The sequence below is a fragment of the Dyadobacter sp. CY343 genome, from assembly GCF_021390335.1.
Classification (GTDB): Bacteria; Bacteroidota; Bacteroidia; order Cytophagales; family Spirosomataceae; genus Dyadobacter.
In genome coordinates, this window is record NZ_JAJUXK010000001.1 from 1153439 (window position 1) to 1173027 (window position 19589).

Here is a 19589-nt window from a genome sequence, read left to right on the forward strand (position 1 = left end):
TAACTTAAATATAATGCAAGAAATGGCCCGTAATTAAAACCGATTGCTGTTCAGACAGGAAAAAACTTCCCGATAAAAATCGGGGTGCGACTGCCAGGTTTGTCCGGTTACTATATTTCCGTCACGAATTGCTTCTTGAGTTGAATACGTGCCACCTCCCATTTCAATTTCGGTCCGAATATGTTCATAAGCGGTGAGGTTCCGGTTGTTGGCTAATCCGGCTGTAACCAGAATCTGGATCCCGTGGCAAATTGCGAAGACCCACTTGCCCTGCCTGTCAAACTCCCGTACTACTTCCAGTAACCCGGCATGGTTGCGCAGGTATTCGGGGGCGCGGCCGCCCAGCAGCAGAATGGCGTCGTAATCACTCACTACTACCTCTTCAATTGTGAGGTCAGAAGCTAGACAATAGCCCGGCCGCTCCACATAAGTATCCCAGCCTAATTCAAAATCGTGCATGACGAGGTTAAGCCGGCGTTTGCTCGGGGCAGCTATCAATGCGATATCGCCTTCTTCCTGGAAACGGTGAACGGCATAAAGGGTTTCATAACTTTCGCCACCGTCTCCGGTAACGATCAAAATTTTGCGATCCATGGTATTAAAATTAAACTTTGGGTTAGCTTGTCCACTTAACATTCTTAAACACCAAAAGCCAAAACCAAGCGCATACTACCTTGATCAGGGATGGAAAAACCAATCCTGTCGCCCCAGCGTGAGACGATACCGGTTTAAATTATTTAGGCGGAGCTAGGGTGTTCCTGACAGAACTTGTCTTTACTATTGAAAGCATCAATCAATCAGGACATTGAATCAGAAACAAACTGAGCTAACAACCGCTTCGGGCAGCATACCAATTGAAGCTTCGGTGACGATCGGTGAGATTCCCGCATCCGATTGCACGCAGGATAAGGAGTACTTTATCCGGCAGGCTTTTCACGTCAACGCGCTTACTGGTTATGAACTGCTTTTCCGGCAATACTACGGCTCACTATGCAGCCACGCGGCCAGGTACGTTTATACCCGGGAGGTTGCCGAGGATCTGGTCTCAGAAGTGTTTTATACTTTTTGGAAAAATCAGGCGTATCTGCAGATCAATACATCCTTTCGGGCTTATCTGTTTGCTTCCGTCCGGTATAAGGCGCTTAATTATCTGAAATGGGAGTTTTTCAAAGAAGATCATTTTGAGTTACAGGAGGATGGAGAAACGGGCGGAACACCTGAGCCGGACCAGATCCTTGAATACGATGAACTCTATATGTACATAGAAAAGATCGCCGCCTCACTGCCGCCGCAATGTCGCAAGGTATTTCTGCTCAACCGGTTTGAAGGGAAATCCTACGCTGAAATTGCGAAAGCAATGGGCGTATCCGTGAAGGCGATAGAGGGTCACATGAGCAAGGCGCTGGCCGTATTCCGCAAGGCGCTTACCGCTTACCGAATGCCGGGGAAGTGAGGTTTGGAGCAGACAGAGTTAGCCATTTAACAAGAGAATCAACAGAAATTGAAATGGAATTTATAATTACAAAAGAGATCATGTTCAACTATTTTTCGGGACATGCTTCGGCGTTGCAAAAGAAATTGATTGCAGAGAGCCTGGCAGATCCAAAAAATCTCGAAATCTATTATGCATATCTCGAAGAATGGGAAAAATGTCAGCCGCAATTTCTGCCTGACCTTCCAGCCGCATTCACTAAAAATCTTGAACGTATACACAGTACCGAACAGCAGCCGCGCCGGCTTCGGAAGGGTGCCGCAATCCACCCGCTGCACGTTTTAACCAGTTTATTAGCGATTAGAGTAGCTGCCTGTATATTGGTACTCGGACTGACAGGCTACTTTTTCCGCGATCACATCATTTACGAAAACTATGAAACCGCATACGGCGAGTTGCGCTCATTTACACTTTCTGACAGCAGCAGCGTAGTTCTCAATTCCAACAGTACCCTGCGCGTGCCCAGGTTCACCTTCGCCGTTTGGTCAAGAGAAGTCCGTCTTTCAGGAGAGGCAGAGTTTCATGTAAGAAGGCGCGGTGATAAGCTCCGTTTCGTAGTGCATACACCTGGCAATAATACAGTTACGGTATTGGGAACCGAGTTTTCAGTATACAGCAGGAATAACAAGACGGACGTAACATTAAATAAAGGAAAAGTAGAACTGGCATCGGTAAACTCACCCGAACCAACTGTCATGAAGCCTGGTGAAAAGGGCAGTTTCGCACCCGACGGAAGTATTCATATCCACGCACTTTCTCCCGGAGAACTTTCCAGTCAGACAGCCTGGAAGGAGCAGCGTTTTGCATTCAACCACACTACACTTACAGAAATCGCAGTGCAGATCCGTGATGTTTTCGGAACAGATATCCGGATTAACGACCCTTCGCTGGCGAGCAGGCAGCTCACAGGAACTTTCAAAGCTCAGACGGCCGATGACCTTCTGGAAGTCCTTAAAGAAATGCTTGGTATTGAAGTGATTAAAGTTAAAAAGCAAGTGCATCTTATTCCTAAACCCACAAACACCAATTAAACCCATGTCCATTACTAAACCTTTCTTGCTACATGAGACAAAAATTTAGGTTTATCAGCATTTGGTCCGCGGCTGTATTTCTTTCCCTTTCCATTGAGGTCTCAGCGCAGATCCTGGCATTGTCTCCACAGCACAAAGTGAGCCAGGAAAGAACCGAAACACAGGTAAAACAGGTACGCGAGGTAATTCTGCAATTGAAGGAGCTTTACAAAGCAGATATTCTTTTTGAGGAAAAACTCCTGGAAGGACTGGAAGCGAGGGGAATGACGGTGAAACCAAAAAGTACGCTTGAAGAGAACCTCAGGCAGTTGCTCACACCCGTCGGGCTCAGACACAGAAAAGTAAAAGGAAATTCATTTGTAATCCTGCCGGCGAGCACAAATGCGGCAGGTACGCCGGAAGTAACACCCAATCAAAGAAAAGGACCCGATCACAGCAATCTGAAAACACTTGGCAGTGAAGTGCCGCGCGTGATGATAGCGCCGCAACAGGCTGAAATTGTGGTGAAAGGCAGAGTGACGGACTCCGAAAAGAACGAAGCGTTACCCGGCGTGAGTGTGCTGCTCAAAGGTTCCACAGCCGGCGTGATTACGGATGAAAAAGGTGAATTTGAGATTAAGGTAGCAGATACTTCGGCGGTACTTGTTTTCAGCTTTATCGGATTTACCTCCCGGGAAACGTCGGTTGGTACCAAAAGTTTTGTGTCGATGGTATTGCAGCCGGCACTCAATTCACTGGAAGAGCTGGTGGTAGTGGGTTATGGAACGCAGAAAAAAGTAAACCTTACCGGCTCCGTAGCCACGATGGACGCGAAGCAGCTGTCTGTCGTTCCGTCAGGCAACGTAGGTAACCTGCTTGCCGGGAACCTGCCGGGGCTGATATCCGTACAGCGCAGCGGCGAACCCGGAAAAGATGATCCTACTTTGTCGATCCGTGGATTCGGGAATGCACTTGTGGTGGTTGACGGTATCGTCGGCAGGGATTTTTACCGGCTCGATCCGAATGAAATCGAGAGTATCACCATATTAAAAGATGCTGCGTCTGCGTCTGTATACGGCGTGAGCGGCGGGAATGGTGTAATACTTGTAACAACCAAAAAGGGCGTTTCGGGTAAGCCTGAGCTGAGTTATTCGATGAATTATTCGGTGCAGCACGTGACCAAGTATCCAAGACTGGTCAACTCCGAAGAATTTGCAACACTGAAAAATGAGGCAGCCGTAAATATCGGAGGCACACCGGTTTATAGTCAGGCTGATGTGCAGAAATTCCGCGACGGCAGTGACCCGATCAATTTTCCAAACTATAACTATTACGATTTATATGTAAGGGACTATACGCCGGTTGTACAGCAAAACCTAAGTGTGAGAGGAGGAAGCGACAAGATCAAATATTTCTTTTTGCTGGGCGGGCACCAAGCTACTGCCATGTGGGGCGAGGGTGACCAGACTTACAAAAAATACAATTTCAGGTCGAATGTAGAGGCGCAGATCAACGACAACCTGAAAGTGTCCGTGGATATCGGCGCAAGGAGCGAAACGCGGAACGACCTCGTGCAGGACGCGTACTTAATGGCTTCCTGGCTGCAATACTCGTGGCCGATCGTGAACCCAAAAACGCCCGACGGGAAGATTTCCAACAACAATTACGGACTTTCGGGATACCTGGAACCTGAATTATCAGGATATGCCAGAAACCGGCGGAATGCATTGCAGGGTAACCTGGCTATCGATTACAAAATCCCTTTCATTGACGGTTTAAATGCCCGGTTCCTAGCGGCTTACGATTTGCTCTATGACGATTCCAAGCACTGGCAAAAGCAGATCAAGCACCACGTTTGGGACCCTGCCACAGGAACGTCTCGCGTAGTAGGCGGGCGTGACAGTAATTTTCTTGTACTGGGAAAAGGCGAGAATTCATCAAGCCGGATCCAGGCTTCGCTCAATTACAACAAGCTCATCGCTAATCACCATAATGTAGGTGCGCTGCTTCTTTACGAGGAAAATGAGATCAAAGGAACGAGCATTTCAGCCAGAAGGGATAATTACGTAGTGCCGATCGATCAACTGTTCGCCGGCCCGCTCCTTGGCCAAACCAACTCGGGAACTGCGATGGACGACGGGAGACAAAGCCTCGTGGGCAGATTCAGCTACGATTTCGATGGCAAATATCTCCTCGAATACAGCTTTCGGTACGACGGATCACCGCGCTTTCCGGTGGAGAGACGCTGGGGACTCTTCTCGGGAGTTTCGGCAGGATGGAGGTTGTCGGAAGAGAAATTCATTTCTGATCGCCTTCCTTTTCTCGGAAACCTGAAACTGCGCGGTTCGTACGGAGAATCAGGGAATGACAATACCGGCGCCTTCCAATACCTGGCGGGTTATAATTATCCTTCGCAAACCTACATTATGGGCGGCAATGAAGTGTCAAGCGGATTGGTTGATGCAGGTGTGCCCAATCCCAACATTACCTGGGAGCGTACGAGTATGTTTAATGCAGGAATTGATTTTGGCCTGAAAAATCACCTGCTGGACGTTGAATTCGATATTTTCAGACGTCAGCGTAAAGGTATGCTGGGCACCAGGGCATTGCAGCTGCCAAGTACTTTTGGCGCCGGACTGCCTGCCGAGAACCTGAATGCAGACCAGACTTCCGGGATGGAGCTTGTGGTAAGTCATTCCAACAAGATCAGTCAGGTGAAATTCAATATCTCGGGAAATGTGTCTTTCTCGAAATCGAAATGGACGGATTACGAACAGGGAGAATTTCCCTCGCAGGATGCCTACTGGCGGAACAGCGTGCAGGGCAGGTGGAAAAACAGGTTCTGGGGATTGAAAGCGGTCGGGCAGTTTCAGTCGGAAGAAGAAATTCTCAGCTCGCCCGTTCAGGATGCACTTGGTAACTCGACACTGCTTCCCGGAGATATTAAATACCAGGATTTCAACAACGACGGCGTGATCAACGACTACGATGGGCAGCCGCTGGGGCGTGGCGAGATTCCGGAGATCATGTACGGACTGAACCTCAATGCATCCTGGAAGAAATTCTCAGTGACCATGAACTGGCAGGGCGGAGCCAATTTTGTCATGCAAATGCAGCATTTCCTGATCCAGCCTTTTGCCAACGATATGAGTACCTACGCATACTTTATGGACCGGTGGCACCGGGCGGATATTACCAACCCGGATTCGGAGTGGATTCCCGGCCGCTACCCGGCGATCCGTAATAATGGTACGAACAACAACAACCGGTTTTCTTCTTTTTGGTTAAAAGATGCCTCTTACATTCGTTTGAAAGCATTGAATATCAACTATACTGTTGACCTGCCGCAATTGAAACGCATCGGAGTGAAATCGTTGACAGCTTTTCTCAGCGGACAAAACCTGGTCACTTTTTCAGGACTCGAATACATGGACCCGGAAACGCCTACCGGCAGAAATTCGGTTTACCCGCTGCAAAAAACGTACAACCTGGGTTTTAACATCACTTTTTAATTGACTAAGATGAAGAGCAAAATATTACTTTCATTTATGCTGCTGGCCTTTATGGGTTGCGTCGATGATGTGCTCGACCGCAAGCCGCTGAACCTGGTGTCAGACGCGGATGTGTGGCAGTCAACCCAGCTGGTCGATCTTTACCTGGTTGCGCTTTACGACAACATTCCAACGGGCATGGTAAGAGGCGGCGCTACCTTTGAATTCCATTATACCGACGAAGCTTCCCACCCTTACGCAGGTTCTATATTCGTATCCGATTACGGCATTCAGGCGCTGGCGCTGAACACGACGATGTACTCCTGGATCAGAAAGGCCAATTATTTTCTGGAAATGATCCCTACGAGCGCACTTACAGCTGAGGAAATCGCTACGCGGACTGCCGAGTGTCGGTTTATCCGCGCTTACTACTATTTTGATCTGGTCAAAAAATACGGCGGCATGCCGATTATTACCGAGGTGCAAAGCTTTGACAGCGATATAGAAGCACTGAAGGTTTCGCGCAACACCGAAAAGGAAGTGTATGATTACATACTCGCGGAACTGGACGCGGCAGCGGCGGGATTGCCAGAAGGCTGGGACGCGACCAACTCTAACAGAGCCACCAAATGGTCGGCACTGGCGCTCAAATCTCGCTCGATGCTTTACGCCGCGTCGATCGCTAAGTATGGTGCGGTTCAGCTCAACGGGTTGATAGGTATTCCGGCAGACCAGCCCCAGCAATATTACCAGCATTCATTGAGTGCTTCCAAAGCGATTATCGATGGAAAGAAATACTCGCTTTACGCAAAAAGCTACGATCCGGAAACTGGATCCGGCGACCCGGCGGCTAACTATGAAAGCATTTTTACGGATGAAAACAACGTGGAAGTAATCTTTCAAAAAGCATACAGTGATCCTAACAAAACGCATTTGTATGATACTTACGTGCTGCCGCATAGCTTCAAGCCGGCCTGCTGCGGAAGTGTGGGTTCGGTGACGCTGGAAATGGTGGAATCTTACGAGAATATCGATGGTACACCCGGAAAGCTTGACTATGAGAATAAGGTTTTTGAAACGCCAGATGCGCTTTTTGAGAAAAAAGACCCTAGGTTCAAAGCGACTGTTTCAAGGTCTGAATCTCCGTTCATCGGCAGGAATATCCAAATATACCGTGGGATTGTGGGACCGAACGGAACTGTGTACGATGCGCCGGGAGCTGATTTTCCATTAGATCCGAGCCGCAAGCAGGTCGGACTGGACGGACCTGCGCCACTTGGCGACGTTGGGAAAACAGGATTTTATCTGCGTAAATACATCAATACAAAAGGAGGGATCGTACCGGACGGACGCTCAGCTCAAAACTACGTTGATTTCAGATATGCGGAGATCCTGCTGAACCTGGCAGAGGCCAATTTTGAGGCAAATCTGGACAAAGCCGCTGCATTGAATGCAATCAACCAGATACGTTCCCGGGCAGGTATTGCCAAGCTGACCACCGCGCAGCTGACGCTCGAAAAAGTGCGTAACGAGAGAAAGATTGAGCTGGCATTTGAAGACAAACGGTTCTGGGATATGAGAAGATGGCGCATCGGAACCAGCCTTTTCCGCAATACCCAGATGCACGGATTGTGGCCCTACCTGCAATACAAGGATGGAAATTACAAGTACACATTCAGGAAGCAGTCGGGAGCGCCGATCGATAATGGCTACACGCGGCTGTTCCAGGAGCGCGACTATTACAGCGACTTATCCGCCTACATCCGCTCCAATGCCAACATTCGCAATAATCCCGGATGGTAAGACCCAGGATGGTAATCAAAAACGACAACCTTATGAAACGATCTGTAAGCATTTTCATGGTAGCCGCATTGCTTTCCGGCTGCTCCATTGATAATTACGAAAAACCTTCCCTGCAACTGACGGGGAAGATCATCGATTCGGAAAGCAAAGAACTGGTGGAATCAGGCGGTATCAATGCAGGTACCGTTGTGAAAACCTATGAAGGAAGTTCGGAGCAGCCGCTGATGCTGACCACTTTCCCGGACGGAAATTTTGTGAACAGCAAAATGTTCCCGGCGGAGTACCGGCTGGTGGCGGAGGGACCTTTTACACTCGTCCGCGCAGAGCAACCGGTTTCGCTTTCCAAAAATGAAAATGTGGATATTGAAGTGATGCCAAATATGCGGGTAAAAAGCACGCTGGTCAATTCGTCGGCGACCTCTGCGACAGTGAAGATCTCGTACCAGAAAGTGAACGCGCAGCAGAAAGCCGCGGCGCTGGGCATTACATGGAGTACTTCTCCAAATCCCAATATGCTCGTCTTCCCGCACGGAAAAACGATTCTGGATGATGTTTCAGCCGATAAAATTCCTGATTCGGGCGAGCGTACCTATCAGCTCACGGGCCTGAGCCCCAAAACGACCTATTACATCAGGGCGGCTGCGCGGACGGTTAACCCCGGTAACTACTACAATTACAGCCCGCAGCTGGTGCTGAAAACCGAGTAACAAAGACTTATTATTTTTTTCTTAATAAAACAGATATTAACAATGGACCAGAATATTGACAGAAGGGAATTTATACAAAGCGCGTCGCTCGCGACACTGGGCGCTGCGGTCAGTTTTCCAACGTTCTCGATCGGAAAAACGGCGGACGATTCCAAGCCTGCATTACTGGGTGGCAGTAAAGCGCATCCCGGCCCGTTCGCGGCCTGGCCGATCGCCGACAACACTGAGAAAACCGCTATTTTACAAACATTGGACAGCAAAAATTGGGGCCGGCTTGGCGGTAACAGCGTGGTCGATAAGTTTGAACAGGAATACAGCAAGCTATTCGGCGCAAAGCACGCACTCGGCGTTTCAAGCGGAACAAGCGCGCTGCAAACCATGCTGGGCGCATTGGATATCGGCCCCGGCGACGAGGTAATTATCCCGGTGTACACATTCATTGCCACTTACAATGTGGTGACACTCAACTACGCATTGCCGATCCTGGTCGATACTGATCCTGAAAGCTTTCAGATCGATCCCTCGAAAATTACACCTGCGATCACGAAGCAAACGAAGCTGATCATGCCGGTGCACATCGGTGGCTCTCCGGCCGACCTGGATACCATTATTCCAATGGCGGAAAAGGCGGGGATACCTGTGATCGAAGATGCATGCCAGGCGCATTTGGCAGAATGGAAGGGCAAAAAAGTGGGTAACCTGGGTCTCGGCGGTGCATTCAGTTTTCAGGCTACCAAAAACCTCAACTCCGGCGAAGGTGGCGCTATCATTACAAACAATGAAAAGTTTGCCCAGACCTGCTACGATTTTCACAACCAGGGACAAGGTGAAAAATCGACGGGTTTCCTGCCGGGTTCGTCTGGTACGCGTGGTACAAACCTGCGCCTGACTGAGTTTCAAGGAAATTTGTTGCGTGCGCAAATGTCGCGGGTGGTGGAACAGACTGAAACGCGCTGGAAGAATGCGGCTTACCTTACCAGCCTTTTGAACGAAATAAAGGGAATAACACCCGCGAAACTATATAAAGGAGTTACCAAGAGCGCATTCCACCTTTATATGTTCAGGTATAATAAAGAAGGTTTTGCCGGTTTAAGTCGTGAAAAATTCCTGAAAGCGCTTGATGCAGAAGGGGTTCCGTGCGCAGTAGGTTATGGTCAAATGAATAAGAACTCGTATGTGACAGGATTGGCGAGCAACCGGCATTACCTGAAAGTGTACGGAGAAAAAACCATGAAAGACTGGCTGGAAAGAAACCAGTGTCCGCAAAACGATTATCTGACCAACAACGAATCAGTCTGGTTTTTCCAGAATATGTTGCTGGGTACCAAAAAAGATATGGAGCAGATCGCCTATGCGATTAAAAGAATTCAAAAATACGCGCCGCAGCTGGCCAAAGCATGATAACGAATATGACTAGAATTACAGAAAGTGATTCCCGGCACGATCACCTCGAACAAAAGAGCATTGAAGAAATTACCGCGCTGATCAACCAGGAGGATAAAACGGTGGCCGAGGCGATTGAAGTAGCATTGCCCGCTATACAAAACCTGATCGCAGCCATTGTACAGAAGATTGAAACGGGCGGTCGCTTGTTTTACGTCGGTGCAGGCAGCGGCGGCCGACTTTCCGTATTGGACGTGATCGAGCTGCCCACCACTTACGGTATTGAAAAGGGCGTTTTTAATGCAATCCTGGCAGGCGGAATCCCCAGACTTGCGGATGCGCTCGAAGAAAAAGAAGACGATCCCGAAGCCGGCTGGAATGCACTTCTTGAAGCGGAAGTAAATGCAAATGACATCGTCGTGGGCATATCGGCCAGTGGCAGCACGCCCTTTGTGCTCGGCGCATTGCGGCAATGCATGGCGGCGGGCATCACAACTGGCTGCATTGTAAGCAACCCTGGTTCGGAAATAGCCAGCTACGCCGATTTTCCAGTGGAAGTAATTACCGGCCCTGAGTTCATCACGGGCAGCACGCGCATGAAATGCGGGACTGCGCAGAAAATGATCTTTGATATGATCAGCACAACCACCATGATCCGGCTGGGAAGGGTGAAGGGAAATAAGATGGTAAATGTGAAGCTGATCAACGACAAGATCGTGGACCGCGCTGTAAAAATGCTGATGCGGATGGGGAATATCTCAGACTATACCGAAGCGAAGGAATTGCTGGTGAGCCGGGGAAGCGTGAGCAGTGCAATGGATTTTTTGGAAACAAAATAGAAAATGATGCGGAGTCTGACAAGATTGTTTTTGATGGTATTGCTCGGAGGTTGTGAGTTGGTAAATGCCCAGCAGGTGTACCAGGTAGGTGTTGCCAGTGAAAGTATGGAACCGGGAGAAGAGTCTTTCTCCGTCGCACTTTCAGGCTACGCCGGCCCGTGGGCGGGGCGGTTTGCATTCACCTGGCTTCCAAAGGGATTAAAAAGCAGCAACCCTGCAATTGCCAGGTCAATCCCCAAAGCTGGTAAAGGCTCTGTGCAAACTGCGGTTGTCGGTAAAGTAACTTACAAGCTGGACAGCAAAGGGAATATAACCGCCGGAAAGTCCGGGGCCAGCCTTCCTGCATTACCCGGAATCACAGGTTTTGTCGTCAAAAACAACTACATGTACGCCGCTGCGGGAAGCGACACGCTATACCGGCTGCACCTAGCCAATCCGGAAAGGGGCTGGATGCGGGCAGCTTATTCCAACGGACAGATCCCGCGTGTAGTGCCGAAAGAGATTTTCGTGTCGCAGGATAAATTATATGCATTGACTGAAACCGATTCGCTTTTTGAAGCCGCTGTGATCCATGGTAAAAAGCCAGAACAGCTGTTTGCAAGGGCGCTTGCATTGAAAAGCGACCAAAGTCAGGTGCTGCTGATGTGCCTGGACCTTTGCGGGTTTGATGGTAGTTTTATCAATGAAATTAAAAAAGATATTGCCAAAAAGCACCGGTTACCCGAGGAAGCGATCCTGATCAATGCGTCGCACACGCACTTTGCGCCGGGCACGCAAAAATGGCTGACCTGGGCTCCGCATAACCGGTACCCCGACGAGGCTTACATGAACAAAGTAGTGCGTCCTGCGATGCTGAAAGCGGCTGACCGTGCATTGGCCTCTTCGGCGCCTTCATACGTAAAAGTGGGGCGGGGCACAACCGCCATCGGCCGCAACAGGAGTAACGGTGATATGGCCACACCTTATGATAACGCTGTGGACGTGCTAACCGCCGAACGGACGGACGGAAGCGAAAAAACGGTCATGGTATTGAGCGGCTGCCACCCGGTGGCTGGTACAGCCGGGATCAAACATTTCACGGTAAGCAGCAACTATCCGGGATTTATGAGAAATGCACTCGAAGAAGCTGGAAAGATCAAAACCACGGCGCTTTTTATGCAAGGTTGCGCGGGTGATATCAACCCGGTAGACGAACCTGAAATTACAGGCGCAAAGCTTGCTGCCGACGCATTAAAAGTGATGGACAGCAATATGAAGCCGCTTTCGGGGCCGGTTACCTTTCACATGGACAGTGTGCTGGCTGAAACTACGCCGTGGAGCAAGGAGAAGCTGGTCGAATTCCGGGAGACTAACCAGAAGCTGGGTGCGCAAATGGAACCGGAGCGGAATGTAGCCTGGGCCGATCTGATGCTCAGTCACCTCGAACAAAATACAATGCCCAAATCAATGCCGGTCTATATCCAGACGATCAACATAGGAGAGTGGAAACTGATCGGGCTTTCCCGCGAAGTGGTGACGGAATATGGTTTGGCGATTAAAAAGCTGTGGCCCGATAAGCTGGTTTCCGTAGCTGGGTATTGCAATGATGTATCCAGTTACCTGCCCGTGGAGCGGCATATTAAAACGCGGGTGTATGAGGGCGAAGGATCTTGTTTCTGGTACGGACTTCCGTCTGTATTTCCATTGGATATTCTGGATCGCGTGGTGAACCGGATCTCTACTAAAAATTATTAAGGTATGCGCCCACTGGTTATTATCGGCTTTTTATTCTTCGTATTCGGTTTTGTGACCTGGATGAATTCCGTGCTGGTACCATACCTGCAAATCGCCTGCGAGCTCAATCATTTTCAGTCGCAGCTGGTCGGCTTTGCTTTCTATATCAGCTATTTCGTGATGGCGGTACCGTCGGGAATGCTTTTGAAGAAAACTGGTTTTAAAAATGGAATGGCGCTGGGTTTGGCTGTTATGGCGGTTGGCTCGCTGGTTTTCATTCCGGCGGCTCTGGCAAGAACATTTGAGCTTTTCCTGATCGGATTGTTTATCCAGGGAACAGGTCTGGCTATTTTACAAACAGCTTCCAATCCTTACGTTACCGTTCTGGGGCCGATGGAAAGTGCGGCGCAGCGGATCAGTCTGATGGGGATCTGCAATGGCGTCGCGGGCATACTCGGGCCGCTCGCACTGGGCTTTGTGCTTCTTGACAATACACAGGAACAAATTGATGCGATCGCATTGCTGTCAGTTGTGGAACGCGCGCAGGAACTGGATGCGCTGGCACTTAAAGTGATCAATCCATACATTGTCATTACGATCGTTCTCGTTGCACTTGCTGTTTTTATGCAAAAATCAACACTACCCGAACTGGACGGAGAAGCCATTGACCCGGAAGTTTCGAAAGATAAAAAGCCTGCGGGGATCTGGTCTCACGCGCACCTGCTCCTGGGGGTTGTTACGTTATTTTTTTACACAGGCGTGGAGGTGATCGCGGGCAATACGATTATCGGTTATGCGTCTTTCAAAGGCGTGGATATGGCGAGCGCGCGGTTTTTTACCTCATTCACACTCACTTCCATGCTGGCGGGCTATCTGATCGGAATTTTCACTATTCCGCGGTTTATCAGCCAGCGCACCGCACTCACAAGCTCTGCGGTATTGGGAATTGCTTTTGCGCTGGCGGCGATTTTTACCGAAGGCAGTACGTCTGTTTTCTTCATTGCTTTTCTGGGTTTCGCCAATGCGCTCGTTTTCCCGTCGATCTGGCCGCTTGCCCTGGACGGACTTGGTGCATTGCTCAATCTGGGCTCGGCTTTGTTGGTGATGGCGATCGCGGGCGGGGCGGTAATCCCCCTGATTTACGGTTACTATGCCGATCACCACGATCCGCAGTCTGCCTATTGGCTGCTGGTGCCGTGCTATTTATTTATTCTTTATTACTCCCTGTCGGGTTACAAAGCCGGCAAGCGGGAGCAAACGTTTAATGCCTGATTGCTATGAAATTGATTGCGGATAGTGGCTCAACCAAAACAGATTGGTGCCTGATCAGTGCGGGTCAGGAAGTCTGTAAGTTTGTTACAGAGGGATATAATCCATTTTTTGTTGATTCAAAATACATCTTTGATTCTCTTGGAAATAGCATTCCTCAGTTTATAGATACGTCAAAAATCAGCGACGTGGTATTCTACGGTGCAGGTTGTCAGGACGAGAAAAAAGTACTGGTAACCAACGCGCTCGAACAATTTTTTCGGGGAGCAGCATTACAGGTGGAGGTGGACCTGCTTGCAGCAGCCCGCGGCTTGCTTCATAGAAACGCCGGCTTTGTAGCGATCCTCGGTACCGGCACCAATACCTGTACGTACGACGGTGTGCAGATAGATCAGCAAATTGAATCACTAGGTTTTTTAATGGGGGACGAAGGAAGCGGCTCTTACATGGGCAGAAAGATATTGTCGGACTATATTCGGGGCCGCATGCCCGAAGCCGCCCAAAAGCTTTTTTATCAGGAATACAAAAAAACACCGGCCGTAATCATGGACGAAGTATATAGTACTCCGTTACCGAACCGGTACTGTGCTAACTATGTGTTATTTCTGAATCACCCCGAGATGGACAAAGCCTACTCGGAAGGTGTGATCCGGGATAGTTTCCATGATTTTTTTGAAAATCTCGTCAGTGCATATCCTGACTTTCGCACTTTAATTTTCAATTGCGTGGGTTCGGTCGGGTACTATTATGCAGATACGCTCAGGGAAACGGCAGATGCATTTGGAATGCAAACCGGCGCAATTGTACCTAATTTAATTGATCACTTAGTCGCTTACCACCTTCACGACAACTAACTAAAACCAAAGACACCCATGAAACGCTTTCCGGAAATACTGGCGGTAATGCTGCCGGTAATCTATATATGCTATATCAATTTTATAGCCGTGGAACCCAGGCAGCGGCCTGCCGAGCTGGTTGCCGATCCCGATTCGTACTTTGCTTGTTTTGTCAGGGATAGGAAGGTGATGCGCACGCTACGAATTCTGGTCGACCAGCCTGTGGCAAATGTAAATTTCCCCTTTAACCCATTCAATCCCAGCGGATATCCTGCGGGCAGGGTGTACTTGCAGTTGAGTACGGAGGATCAGGAGGGCGCTATAATCACGAGGACTATCGCCTTTTATGCGGATTCAACCAACAATGCGGCCCATATTGTAAAGATGACCAAGCCGCTGCAAAGTATCGATCTGACTGTCGGCTTCCAACTGGACAGCGCGCAGTTTGATTTGCTGGTCAGCTACCTTTCTTCACTCGAAAACAGGGGAAGTATGCAGGCTGACCGAACAGGGGCGGGTATTTGTGTGGACATTCTGCATACCCTGAACGTCAAACTGCCGCCCGGCGATCTGCGTAGCTTCTGGTACGACAGCACGCCGCCGGGTTCCGGGCAAATTGTAGCTTCTTCCAAAATCAGTCCCTATTCGCTGGGAAAAGTATTCAAGAAATTTGACCAAACAGAAATGCCGGTCAATAGGAATGACGGCTTCATAAAAAGGCCGGAAGAAGGCGAATGCAGCATGGAAAAGGCAATTTGAATAAACACTAAACCAAATATATATTATATGAAACTTTCATCATTGCTGGCCGCTGCGACTGTGGCAGTCGTTTTATCGTGTACCTCCAAACCAGAGTCGGATTCTGAAGATGACCAGGATTCTGTATCAATTGAATCGTCGGGGGCGGGAGAGGAGTTAGTCTTGTTTGACGGGGCTTCGCTGTCGGGCTGGCACGTATTCAACCAGCCTGGTAAGGAGGTGAAAAACTGGATTGTGCAGGACAGCGCATTGGTTTGTCTGGGCGCTGCCAAAGATGCGCACGGGGGAGATCTGGTATATGATGGCACATTCAAGGACTTCGATCTCAGCTGGGAATGGAAGGTGGACAAGGGGAGTAACAGCGGCGTGATGTACCACGTTGTCGAGGATCCGAAATACAAAGCGCCCTACGAAACTGGCCCTGAATATCAGATCATCGACGATATTGGTTTTCCCGAAAAGCTGGAAGATTGGCAAAAAACGGGCGCTGATTATGCGATGAAAATTGCGGGGCCGGAAAAAAAGCTGAAACCCGTTGGCGAATGGAACAGCAGCCGGATTGTGTACGACAATGGAAAAGTCCAGCACTGGCTGAACGGGGCGCTTATTCTTTCTTTTGAGGTAGGCTCAGAGGAATGGAAGAAAGAGCGGAACAGCGGAAAGTGGAATGATTTCCCGGATTATGCGATTGCTGATGAAGGCAAGATCGCACTACAGGATCACGGGAACAAAGCCTATTTTAAGAATATCAGGATCAAGAAGTTGAATTAAACCAGCTTGGCTCGGGGTTCTGATCTCCGGATCAGAACCTCCGACGAATAAGCAGGGATCCATCACTTTTCTTGTTTGATTGCTGCTGGTTTCATGGGGCCAGTGAGCAAAAAATTGACAGCCATAGTTGCCATTGCACGTGTACCTACCACTAGTGCCTTTTCATCAACGAAAAATTTAGGATTGTGATTCGGAGCGGCCTGAGCGGGATCTTCACCCTCTGGCGTAATACCCAGAAAAATATAAAGGCCCGGTACTTCTTTGGCAAAATATGAGAAATCCTCAGATGCGCCCTGGAGTGTTCCCGGAACCACCCCCGCTTCGGCTACCCTTTTCAGTACCGACAACATTTGGCTCGCCAGCATAGGGTCGTTTGTTGTGACATCGTACATCGGCGTAATGGTAACACGGGCTTTGGCATATGTGCCTTCGGCAATATGCTCTGCAGCCTGCTTAATATCCGCGTGCAGCTGCTTGCGCACGTCAGCGTCGTAGGTGCGGATCGTCCCAACCATTTTCACGGTATCCGGTATAACATTCTGACTTGACCCTCCGTGGATCATGCCAACCGAAACGACTGCCGGAGAGGTTGTCAAATCGGTCCGGCGGCTAACTACGGTTTGTAAGCCCGTAATCACTAGGGCAGAAGCCACGACAGGATCAATCGTGTTCCAGGGCATCCCTCCATGACCCTGTTGGCCGCTTACAGAGATATTCAGGACGTCGCTGCTCGCGGCGGCTGGTCCTGGTTTGTAATCTATCTGTCCTGACTTGCCAGGATGAACGTGCAACCCAAAAACAGCTTCCGGTTTGTTTTTGGCGAACAAGCCATCTTCCAGCATCCGCTTGGCTCCCCAACTCTTACCGCTACCAGGCTCGACGAGGCTTGATCCTTCTTCGGCAGGTTGGAAAATGAACATGACTGAGCCAGGTAAATCGCTTTTCAAGCTGGTGAGTACTTCGGCGGCGGCCATCAACATGGCTGTGTGGGTATCGTGTCCGCAGGCATGCATCAGAGGCACAGTTACACCCTTCTGCTGCTGAGTGGCTTTTGAGGCAAATGGTAATCCGGATGGCTCTTGAATGGGCAAGGCGTCCATGTCCGCGCGCAGGGCAACCAAGCGGCCCGGCTTATCCCCTTTGAGAATGCCCACGACGCCCGTCCCACCTACTGCTGTCTGCACCTGAATGCCAAGAGTACGCAGGTGATCTGCTACCAGATTGGCTGTTCGTTGTTCCTGATCACCCAGTTCCGGGTTGCGATGGATGTCCTGCCGCCAAGCTATTAATTTGGCTTCTACGGCATTAGATTGTTGCTTTATCTTAGTTTCTAGCGCGGCCAGCATTGATGAAACGCCCTTGGTTGCCGGTGCTGGCGCCTGGCCATTTGCAGCAATTGATAAGGAAATAATTGCCAAGACGGCAATAAAGATTACGGGAAAATATTGACTGCGATTTTTCACTGTAAGTTTTCTGTGTTGAGAAAATCCGTGCACCGACCTATATTGCAATAAGTTAAGCATCAGCTTATTTGAATGCAAATTGTTCCGTAAAAGAATTAAAAGTGCCGGAAGCTGATCCAGTGCCTTTTCTGGGTCAGTAAACAGATGGATGCTGGCATCTCTATTCGGATTTGAGGACTTTCTGGACTTTATAAGAGAAACACCAGTGAGTTAAAATTGCTATTGCGTCAGTTCAGAGATGAATTTTGGAACTGCTGGTTCACCTTTGAAGAATGCCCCTTTCTTACCTTTGGTAATTGCCCAGCGGTGGATCCATGAGATACCGCTCTTCCCGATATATTGATCTTCCGTGAGGTAACAAGGATCTTCCAGCGCTTTTTGAATCGTGACAAACTGATAACCATCCGCTTCCAGTCTTGAAAGCAACTGGCCAAGTGCTTTGCTATTGAGCAGGTTGGCATGCATGAGCAGAATGTGCGGAATGGGCCTGTGAAACAGCGAGTCGGCCTGGGATTCGTAGTAATGGACATAATCCATCATATAGTTAACGTATGTCTTCGATATCGAATCGGCCAGGAGCTGATTTTTGCTGCCCATTGCCTTGTCAAAGGCAGCGGCAAAAATGTATTCTTCGTTATCGACCGTTACCGGAGCCTGGATGTATTTGTGTTTGGCCAGTATCATTTCCAGCGAATCCCGTTTCGAAACTGTATTTCCTCTGTGTAGATAAGGGTGCCGGAAATATTTGAGTTCAGCGCCTTCTTTTTGGAGAAAACTCCGAAGCAGTGTATCGCCACCAAGCACATCCGCTTCATAGGCGGCTGCCGAAATATCGTTGATGCCTAAATGTCCAAAAGTATGGTTACCGAGTGAATGGCCACCTTCCAGCCATTTCCTTAGCAACCCGTATTGAGCGGGAATAACTTTTCCGTCCTTGATAAGTTTCTCCCCGATGACATACCCCGTCGCCTGGACTTTGTGTTGTTTCAAATGACCCAAAAGCTGATCTGTCAGCTCCGCTCTCAATGCATCGGTATTCATGGTCCTGCTAATTGTTGGCAAGTCGTCAATGGTGATGGCGATTTGTTTTTGAGCGAAGACTTGTTCGGCCGAAGATTGAAGAATAATGACTAACAGCAGGATATGCAATTTCATGGGGAGGTCAGGTTTGTTATTCAAAAAGTCTCGCAAAATGGTTCTCCAAATGGCTTCGCATGGCATTCCTCAATTGCTCGGAGTTTCCGGTTTCTATAATGTCAACAAGGCCTTTATGTGAGACAAAGCTCGCGTTTGCCGGATATTTGCGCAGCAACCCACTTTTGTGCACATAATCAAACACGGGCAATAGCATCCGCTGGAATTTTTTCATAGTCTCATTGCGCGTAATTTCATAGAGCTTGCCATGAAATGCAATTTCATGTTCGATCTGAAAAAGCATCCGGTCCGCAGCTGACGGCTCGTTTTCGACCAGCACATTTAATGCCGCAATGTCCTCCGGTGTAACACGCTCCATAATAAAATCCGCCATCCCGATTTCAAGGGATAAACGCATCTCGAAAATCTCCTTCAACGTATTGTCATCCAGGATCTTTGGATTCATGCTTTTTTCAAGGATCGACACCAGGTCGGGGCTGGTAATCACGGCCCCGCGGTGTTTTTTGGATTCCACCAAACCCATCAGGCGCAGGCGTAACATTGCTTCCCGAACCACCGTCCGGCTCACCCCAAGCGACTGCGCGAGTTCCAGTTCTTTTGGAATGGAGTCGCCCACTTTGAAATTCTTTTCTATAAATAATGCGATCAGGTTACTCTCAACCTTGTCCACCAGGGAGCTCGTGTCAATCGTCTTAATACTCTGAAAAATGTCGTCCATTGAAGCGTATTGCGTATTATGTCAGACAAAAGTGGTGGTTTTCTTCCAATCTGCAAGTGATTTTTTTATTATCAATTTAACATCATAAAAAATAATTTTCACAAGATCCTTGGAATCACCACCGTAATCGATTTACCTTTATTATGTCATACATAATACATATTCTTAAACTTTAATCTT

Annotated in this window: 16 protein-coding genes; 12 read left to right on the forward strand and 4 right to left on the reverse strand. The window is 49.0% G+C overall.

Going from position 1 to position 19589, the window contains the following annotated elements:
• Positions 1–33 precede the first annotated feature (33 nt).
• Positions 34–594, reverse strand: coding sequence for a DJ-1/PfpI family protein (locus tag LZG94_RS04790; RefSeq protein ID WP_233790794.1), 561 nt, complete (start codon positions 592–594; stop codon positions 34–36).
• Positions 595–805: 211 nt separating this feature from the next.
• Between LZG94_RS04790 and LZG94_RS04795 the strand changes: the two genes are divergently transcribed.
• From LZG94_RS04795 to LZG94_RS04850, 12 genes are read left to right on the forward strand one after another with little or no spacing between them, the layout of a single operon-like run.
• Positions 806–1453, forward strand: coding sequence for an RNA polymerase sigma-70 factor (locus LZG94_RS04795; RefSeq protein WP_215235544.1), 648 nt, complete (start codon positions 806–808; stop codon positions 1451–1453).
• 53 nt (positions 1454–1506) lie between these two features.
• Entirely contained in the window at positions 1507–2523 is a 1017-nt protein-coding gene (locus LZG94_RS04800) for a FecR family protein (RefSeq protein WP_215235543.1), read from the forward strand.
• Between the two features lie 32 nt (positions 2524–2555).
• Positions 2556–6014 (forward strand): TonB-dependent receptor, encoded by a 3459-nt coding sequence (locus LZG94_RS04805; RefSeq protein ID WP_233790795.1) that lies wholly within the window; start codon positions 2556–2558, stop codon positions 6012–6014.
• A gap of 9 nt (positions 6015–6023) precedes the next feature.
• Positions 6024–7796, forward strand: coding sequence for a RagB/SusD family nutrient uptake outer membrane protein (locus LZG94_RS04810; RefSeq protein WP_233790796.1), 1773 nt, complete (start codon positions 6024–6026; stop codon positions 7794–7796).
• A gap of 32 nt (positions 7797–7828) precedes the next feature.
• On the forward strand, positions 7829–8503 hold the full coding sequence (locus tag LZG94_RS04815; protein WP_233790797.1) for a DUF3823 domain-containing protein: 675 nt from the start codon (positions 7829–7831) through the stop codon (positions 8501–8503).
• Between the two features lie 42 nt (positions 8504–8545).
• Positions 8546–9904: a DegT/DnrJ/EryC1/StrS aminotransferase family protein gene (locus LZG94_RS04820; RefSeq protein ID WP_215235539.1), complete on the forward strand. Its 1359-nt coding sequence runs from the start codon at positions 8546–8548 to the stop codon at positions 9902–9904.
• An 8-nt stretch (positions 9905–9912) separates the two neighbouring features.
• Positions 9913–10725, forward strand: a complete 813-nt coding sequence (locus LZG94_RS04825; RefSeq protein ID WP_233790798.1) for an N-acetylmuramic acid 6-phosphate etherase — start codon at positions 9913–9915, stop codon at positions 10723–10725.
• Between the two features lie 3 nt (positions 10726–10728).
• On the forward strand, positions 10729–12459 hold the full coding sequence (locus tag LZG94_RS04830) for a hypothetical protein (RefSeq protein WP_233790799.1): 1731 nt from the start codon (positions 10729–10731) through the stop codon (positions 12457–12459).
• A 3-nt stretch (positions 12460–12462) separates the two neighbouring features.
• Entirely contained in the window at positions 12463–13710 is a 1248-nt protein-coding gene (locus LZG94_RS04835; RefSeq protein ID WP_233790800.1) for a sugar MFS transporter, read from the forward strand.
• 5 nt (positions 13711–13715) lie between these two features.
• On the forward strand, positions 13716–14561 hold the full coding sequence (locus tag LZG94_RS04840; protein WP_233790801.1) for an N-acetylglucosamine kinase: 846 nt from the start codon (positions 13716–13718) through the stop codon (positions 14559–14561).
• Positions 14562–14579: 18 nt separating this feature from the next.
• A complete protein-coding gene (locus LZG94_RS04845; protein ID WP_233790802.1) occupies positions 14580–15302 on the forward strand; it encodes a hypothetical protein in 723 nt (240 codons plus the stop codon).
• Between the two features lie 27 nt (positions 15303–15329).
• Positions 15330–16073 (forward strand): DUF1080 domain-containing protein, encoded by a 744-nt coding sequence (locus tag LZG94_RS04850; RefSeq protein ID WP_233790803.1) that lies wholly within the window; start codon positions 15330–15332, stop codon positions 16071–16073.
• A 62-nt stretch (positions 16074–16135) separates the two neighbouring features.
• Here LZG94_RS04850 and LZG94_RS04855 read toward each other — a convergent pair whose 3' ends face one another.
• The 3 genes from LZG94_RS04855 to LZG94_RS04865 form a co-directional block, all read right to left on the reverse strand.
• Positions 16136–17536, reverse strand: a complete 1401-nt coding sequence (locus LZG94_RS04855) for an amidohydrolase (protein ID WP_233790804.1) — start codon at positions 17534–17536, stop codon at positions 16136–16138.
• Between the two features lie 219 nt (positions 17537–17755).
• Complete coding sequence (locus LZG94_RS04860; protein WP_233790805.1) at positions 17756–18691, reverse strand: polysaccharide deacetylase family protein; 936 nt, start codon at positions 18689–18691, stop codon at positions 17756–17758.
• 16 nt (positions 18692–18707) lie between these two features.
• Positions 18708–19409: a FadR/GntR family transcriptional regulator gene (locus tag LZG94_RS04865; protein ID WP_233790806.1), complete on the reverse strand. Its 702-nt coding sequence runs from the start codon at positions 19407–19409 to the stop codon at positions 18708–18710.
• Positions 19410–19589 lie beyond the last annotated feature (180 nt).

Bases quoted from the DNA above. Each gene is read 5' to 3' on its own strand.
- LZG94_RS04825 (WP_233790798.1), top strand. From the start codon at position 9,913: ATGACTAGAATTACAGAAAGTGATTCCCGGCACGATCACCTCGAACAA.
- LZG94_RS04835 (WP_233790800.1), top strand. From the start codon at position 12,463: ATGCGCCCACTGGTTATTATCGGCTTTTTATTCTTCGTATTCGGTTTT.
- LZG94_RS04820 (WP_215235539.1), top strand. From the start codon at position 8,546: ATGGACCAGAATATTGACAGAAGGGAATTTATACAAAGCGCGTCGCTC.
- LZG94_RS04865 (WP_233790806.1), bottom strand. From the start codon at position 19,409: ATGGACGACATTTTTCAGAGTATTAAGACGATTGACACGAGCTCCCTG.
- LZG94_RS04840 (WP_233790801.1), top strand. From the start codon at position 13,716: ATGAAATTGATTGCGGATAGTGGCTCAACCAAAACAGATTGGTGCCTG.
- LZG94_RS04845 (WP_233790802.1), top strand. From the start codon at position 14,580: ATGAAACGCTTTCCGGAAATACTGGCGGTAATGCTGCCGGTAATCTAT.
- LZG94_RS04815 (WP_233790797.1), top strand. From the start codon at position 7,829: ATGAAACGATCTGTAAGCATTTTCATGGTAGCCGCATTGCTTTCCGGC.
- LZG94_RS04805 (WP_233790795.1), top strand. From the start codon at position 2,556: ATGAGACAAAAATTTAGGTTTATCAGCATTTGGTCCGCGGCTGTATTT.
- LZG94_RS04790 (WP_233790794.1), bottom strand. From the start codon at position 594: ATGGATCGCAAAATTTTGATCGTTACCGGAGACGGTGGCGAAAGTTAT.
- LZG94_RS04850 (WP_233790803.1), top strand. From the start codon at position 15,330: ATGAAACTTTCATCATTGCTGGCCGCTGCGACTGTGGCAGTCGTTTTA.
- LZG94_RS04830 (WP_233790799.1), top strand. From the start codon at position 10,729: ATGATGCGGAGTCTGACAAGATTGTTTTTGATGGTATTGCTCGGAGGT.
- LZG94_RS04810 (WP_233790796.1), top strand. From the start codon at position 6,024: ATGAAGAGCAAAATATTACTTTCATTTATGCTGCTGGCCTTTATGGGT.
- LZG94_RS04860 (WP_233790805.1), bottom strand. From the start codon at position 18,691: ATGAAATTGCATATCCTGCTGTTAGTCATTATTCTTCAATCTTCGGCC.
- LZG94_RS04800 (WP_215235543.1), top strand. From the start codon at position 1,507: ATGGAATTTATAATTACAAAAGAGATCATGTTCAACTATTTTTCGGGA.